This window comes from Streptomyces sp. UH6, from assembly GCF_013421635.1.
Classification (GTDB): Bacteria; Actinomycetota; Actinomycetes; order Streptomycetales; family Streptomycetaceae; genus Streptomyces; species Streptomyces abyssomicinicus.
The window spans coordinates 1-5,485 of sequence record NZ_JACADT010000348.1 but is presented as its reverse complement, the minus strand read 5'-3'; the positions used below and the strand labels follow the sequence as shown (position 1 = coordinate 5,485).

6 protein-coding genes are annotated in these 5,485 nt (G+C 72.6%); 4 read left to right on the top strand and 2 right to left on the bottom strand.

The window, feature by feature from the left end; all coding sequences use genetic code 11:
- Positions 1–182 precede the first annotated feature (182 nt).
- Positions 183–773, top strand: a complete 591-nt coding sequence (locus tag HW445_RS17305) for a Uma2 family endonuclease (protein ID WP_180221911.1) — start codon at positions 183–185, stop codon at positions 771–773.
- Positions 774–788: 15 nt separating this feature from the next.
- Here HW445_RS17305 and HW445_RS17300 read toward each other — a convergent pair whose 3' ends face one another.
- Positions 789–1,589, bottom strand: coding sequence for a DUF3097 domain-containing protein (locus HW445_RS17300; protein WP_180221910.1), 801 nt, complete (start codon positions 1,587–1,589; stop codon positions 789–791).
- Between the two features lie 57 nt (positions 1,590–1,646).
- Positions 1,647–2,477 carry an MBL fold metallo-hydrolase gene (locus tag HW445_RS17295; protein WP_180221909.1) on the bottom strand — a complete coding sequence of 277 codons (831 nt, stop codon included), beginning with the start codon at positions 2,475–2,477 and terminating at the stop codon, positions 1,647–1,649.
- A 160-nt stretch (positions 2,478–2,637) separates the two neighbouring features.
- On the opposite strand from HW445_RS17295, the gene hrcA reads away from it, so the two are divergent.
- The 3 genes from hrcA to HW445_RS17280 all read left to right on the top strand — a co-directional run.
- Positions 2,638–3,654, top strand: a complete 1,017-nt coding sequence (gene hrcA, locus HW445_RS17290) for a heat-inducible transcriptional repressor HrcA (RefSeq protein ID WP_151773173.1) — start codon at positions 2,638–2,640, stop codon at positions 3,652–3,654.
- The gene (dnaJ, locus tag HW445_RS17285) at positions 3,655–4,797 is read left to right on the top strand and encodes a molecular chaperone DnaJ (RefSeq protein WP_180221908.1); all 1,143 of its coding nucleotides are present in this window, start codon (positions 3,655–3,657) and stop codon (positions 4,795–4,797) included.
- A 171-nt stretch (positions 4,798–4,968) separates the two neighbouring features.
- Positions 4,969–5,485 (top strand): 16S rRNA (uracil(1498)-N(3))-methyltransferase (locus HW445_RS17280; RefSeq protein WP_180221907.1); only part of this gene is annotated, 517 nt, incomplete at its 3' end.

Genomic DNA, 5,485 nt, shown 5'->3' with positions numbered 1-5,485 from the left:
GCGCCGCGCCGCGCTGACCCTGCGGGGGCGGCTGCTGGCCGACGCCGTGGTGCGGGACCTGGTGGACTGATCACACGAACCACCCCCACAGGTGAACCCGTGCGGAACCCGAGTTCGATGCCTAGGCTGGCGAATAGCCTGCCGCTGTCGGTGGACGGTGGCGAAGACGGAGGACCGCGGAGATGACCGCTGTGGAAGACCGGCCCATGACTGCCGACATCGTGGAACTTTTCGAAAGGCTCGAGGTTCCCGACGGGGTCAAGGCCGAACTCCTCCGGGGGGAAATCGTGATGATGGCCGCGCCCGACGTGGTGCACAACGACATCGTCGAGGCGGTGCAGGATCAGATCCCCCGCAGTCGCTGGCGCCGTCTTCAGACCCAGAACGTCACGATCCTCGCGGAGGCGAGTCAGCCACAGCCCGACCTGGTCGTCGTCGAGCGCGGCATCGGGCCGCGGCACGGCAGTCTGATGCCCTGCGAGATCATCACGATGGTCGTGGAAGTCGTCTCACGAACGAGCGTGGAGCGCGACTACGGGGTCAAACGGTCCATCTACGCAGCCGCGCGCATCCCGGCCTATTTCGTCATCGACCCGATCATGGGGCAGTGTGTGCTGCTCACCGAGCCGACCGGTGATGCCGAGCGGGCGGACTACCGCGGCCAGCGGATCACCAAGTTCGGAGACCGCACGCCTGTGGAACCGCTCGACCTCGAGCTGGAGACGGACGAGTTCGAGACCTACAGGAACGCCCGGCCGCATCGTCTGCCGTGAACGCGGTCAGGTGCGTCAGGGTGCCGTGACGAAGTCGATGAGTTCCTCCACGCGGCCCAGCAGCTCCGGCTCCAGGTCCTTCCAGTCGCGGACGCGGGAGAGGATGTGGCGCCAGGCGGCGCCGGTGTTGTCGGGCCATCCGAGGGCGCGGCAGACGCCGGTCTTCCAGTCCTGGCCGCGGGGGATCACGGGCCAGGCGTCGATGCCGAGGGCGGAGGGCTTCACCGCCTGCCAGACGTCGACGTAGGGGTGGCCGACGACCAGCGCGTGCGCGCTGGTGACCGCCTCGGCGATGCGCCACTCCTTGGAGCCGGGCACCAGGTGGTCGACCAGGACGCCCAGGCGCGCGTCCGGGCCCGGGGCGAACTCCTCCACCACCCCGGGCAGGTCGTCCACGCCCTCCAGGTACTCCACGACCACGCCCTCGATCCGCAGGTCGTCGCCCCAGACCTTCTCGACCAGCTCGGCGTCGTGCCGGCCCTCCACGTAGATCCGCCCCGCGCGGGCGACCCGGGCCCGCGCGCCGGGGACGGCGACGGAACCGGAGGCGGTGCGCGAGGGACGCCTCGGGGCCGCGGCCGCGCGGACCAGGGTCACCGGACGGCCCTCCAGCAGGAAGGCGGCCGGCGCCAGCGGGAAGACGCGGTGCCTGCCGTGCCGGTCCTCCAGGGTGACCGTGCCGGCCTCGCAGCCCACGACGGCGCCGCAGTACCCGGTGGCGGGGTCCTCCACGACCAGGCCGGGCTCCGCCGGGACCTCGGGCACCGGCTTCGGCTTCTTCCACGGCGGCGTGAGATCGGGCGAGTACGGGCGCATTCGACCGACGATAGGGAAAACCGAACGGCGTGCCTACGCGACACGCCTTCGGCGCGCTCACCAGGCGGTGCCGAACCTCCGTGACAGCTCCTCGCGCTGCCGCCGCACGAAGGCGGCGTCCACCACCGCCCCGTGCCCCGGCACGTAGAGCGCGTCCTCGCCGCCCAGCTCCAGCAGCCGGGTGAGCGCGGCGGTCCAGCGGGAGGCGACCGCGTCCGGCCCGGCCTGCGGTTCGCCGGACTCCTCCACCAGGTCGCCGCAGAACACCACCGGACGCGGCCCCGGCACCAGCACCGCCAGGTCGTGCGCGGTGTGGCCCGGCCCCACATTGGCCAGCACCGGCCGGACACCGCCGCCGAGGTCCACCACGTGGTCGTCGTGCACCTCGTGCCGGGGTGCGGTCAGCAGCTCCACCGCCCTCTCCGCCACGTCCGCGGCCAGCCCTTCGGCCACCGCGTCGGCCCGCAGCGCGTCCCGCCCCTCGCCGGAGGTGAGCAGCGCGCCGGAACCCACCGCCGCGAACGTCTCCGCGCCGGCGAACACACAGGCGCCCAGCACATGGTCGAAGTGGGGATGGGTGAGCGCCACATGTGTGACACGCCTCTCGGTTCCTGCCCCTCCTGCGGCTCCCGCCCCTCGCGTGGCTCGCGCCCCTCCCGCACCTTCCGTCGACGGCGCCCCGGCGTTCAGGAGCTCCTCGGCCTCCTGGCGGATCCGTGTGCCTTCGGCCACACTCGACCCCGCGTCCACCAGCAGTGCCCCCTCGGGCCCCGCCACCAGACCCACCGTGCAGTCCCACACCGGCAGCCGCAGCCGCCCCACACCGGGGGCCAGCGGCTCCCAGCCGAGGTTTTCCCATCCGCCGGGGGCTTCCCACGTCACGCTCATGGGGCGACGCTATCGGGACCGCGCGGCGACCGCCCTTGCCCGCGCCGTACCCCCCGGCCGTACACTGGCTTGCGAATGACTGGCACTCGCCCAGGTCGAGTGCCAGTCGACGCAAGGGGCAGAAGCGGTGAGGCCGAGCCGACATCCGGAGGTGTGCGCGATGCTGAGTGAACGCAGGCTGCAGGTGTTGCGCGCCATCGTCCAGGACTACGTCGGGACCGAGGAGCCGGTGGGCTCCAAGGCCCTCACCGAGCGGCACAACCTCGGCGTGTCCCCCGCGACGGTGCGCAACGACATGTCCGCGCTGGAGGAGGAGGGCTACATCGCCCAGCCCCACACCAGCGCGGGGCGGATCCCCACCGACAAGGGGTACCGGCTCTTCGTCGACCGGCTGGCCGACGTCAAGCCGATGACCCAGCCCGAGCGGCGGGCCATCCAGAACTTCCTGGACGGCGCCGTCGACCTCGACGACGTGGTGGCCCGCACGGTGCGCCTGCTGGCGCAGCTGACCAGGCAGGTCGCCGTCGTCCAATATCCGTCGCTCACGCGTTCGGCGGTGCGGCACGTGGAGCTGCTGGCGCTGGCGCCGGCCCGGGTGATGCTGGTGCTGATCACCGACACCGGCCGGGTCGAGCAGCGCATGGTCGACTGTCCCGCCCCGATCGGTGAGAACACCCTCGCCGACCTCCGCGCCCGGCTCAACAGCCGGGTCACCGGGCGCCGGTTCACCGACGTGCCGCTGCTGGTGCAGGACCTGCCGGAGGCCTTCGAGGCGGAGGACCGCGGCACGGTCGCCTCGGTGCTCTCCACCCTGCTGGAGACGCTCGTCGAGCGGACCGAGGAGCGGCTGATGATCGGCGGCACCGCCAACCTGACCCGCTTCACACATGATTTCCCCCTCACCATCCAGCCCGTCCTGGAGGCGCTCGAGGAGCAGGTCGTGCTCCTCAAGCTCCTCGGGGAGGCGCAGGATTCGGCCATGACCGTCCGTATCGGTCATGAGAACGAGTACGAGGGGCTCAACTCCACGTCCGTCGTGTCGGTGGGCTACGGTTCGGGCGGCGAGGCAGTCGCCAAGCTCGGCGTGGTCGGACCGACCCGCATGGATTACCCGGGAACGATGGGAGCAGTACGCGCAGTGGCACGGTACGTCGGACAGATCCTGGCGGAGTCGTAAGTGGCCACGGACTACTACGCCGTACTCGGCGTGCGCCGCGACGCGTCCCAGGACGAGATCAAGAAGGCGTTCCGGAGGCTCGCGCGCGAGCTGCACCCGGACGTCAATCCCGATCCGAAGACGCAGGAGCGGTTCAAGGAGATCAACGCCGCCTACGAGGTGCTCTCGGACCCGCAGAAGAAGCAGGTCTACGACCTCGGCGGCGACCCGCTCTCCCAGGCCGGCGGCGCCGGCGCGGGCGCGGGCGGCTTCGGGGCCGGCGGCTTCGGCAACTTCTCCGACATCATGGACGCCTTCTTCGGCACGGCCTCGCAGCGCGGACCGCGCTCGCGGACCCGCCGCGGCCAGGACGCCATGATCCGGCTGGACGTCGAGCTCAACGAGGCGGCCTTCGGGACCACCAAGGAACTCCAGGTCGACACCGCCGTGGTCTGCAAGACCTGTCACGGCGAGGGAGCGGCCCCCGGGACCTCCGCGCAGACCTGTGACATGTGCCGCGGCCGCGGCGAGGTCTCCCAGGTGACGCGGTCCTTCCTCGGCCAGGTCATGACCTCCCGGCCCTGCCCCCAGTGCCAGGGCTTCGGCACGGTCGTGCCCAACCCGTGCCCCGAGTGCGCGGGCGACGGACGGGTCCGCTCGCGCCGGACGCTGACCGTGAAGATCCCGGCCGGTGTCGACAACGGCACCCGGATCCAGCTGGCCGGCGAGGGCGAGGTCGGCCCCGGCGGGGGACCGGCGGGCGACCTGTACGTCGAGATCCACGAGCTCCCGCACGAGGTGTTCCAGCGGCGCGGGGACGACCTGCACTGCACGGTGACCATCCCGATGACCGCGGCGGCGCTCGGCACCAAGGTGCCGCTGGAGACGCTCGACGGGCACGAGGAGGTCGACATCCGGCCGGGCACCCAGTCCGGGCAGTCGATCCCGTTGCACGGCCGCGGTGTCACCCACCTGCGCGGCGGCGGGCGCGGCGACCTCATCGTCCACGTCGAGGTGATGACGCCGACCAAGCTCGACCCGGAGCAGGAGCGGGTGCTGCGCGAGCTGGCCAAGCTGCGCGGCGAGGAGCGGCCCACGGGGCAGTTCCAGCCCGGCCAGCAGGGCCTGTTCTCGCGGCTGAAGGACGCCTTCAACGGGCGCTGAGCCGCCCGGGGGAGCCGCCGCGGACCCGTTCCGGTCCGCGGCGGCTCCCGCGCTTCCCCGTCGCGCCGCAGCCGTCCCCGCACATCCCGTCCCCGCGCGTCCCGTCCCCGCGCGTCCCGTCGCACCCCCGTCCCGCCGCACGCCGCCCGTTCCACCGCACCTGGAGGCGCAGTGACCGCCCCCGTCTTCGTCGTCGACGCACTCGTCCTCGACGCGCCCACGTTCCTCCTGGAGGGCCCGGAGGGCCGGCACGCCGTGTCGGTGAAGCGGCTCCAGCCGGGCGAGGCCGTGGTGCTCACGGACGGCCGGGGGCGCTGGAGCGAGGGCGTGGTCGAGGCCGCCGAGGGCAAGGACCGGCTGGTCGTCGGCGGGCTCACGGAGGTGCGCGAGGAGCCCGTGCCGAGCCCCCGGATCACCGTGGTGCAGGCGCTCCCCAAGGGCGACCGGGGGGAAGTGGCCGTGGAGACCATGACCGAGACCGGGGTGGACGCGATCGTTCCCTGGTCCGCGGCACGGTGCATCACCCAGTGGAAGGGCGAGCGGGGGCAGAAGGCGCTCGGCAAGTGGCGGGCGACCGCGCGGGAGGCGGGCAAGCAGTCCCGCCGCACGCGCTTCCCCGAGGTCGCCGAGCTCGCGAGCGGCAAGCAGGTCGCCGAGCTGCTGGCGCGCGCGGACCTCGCCGTCGTGC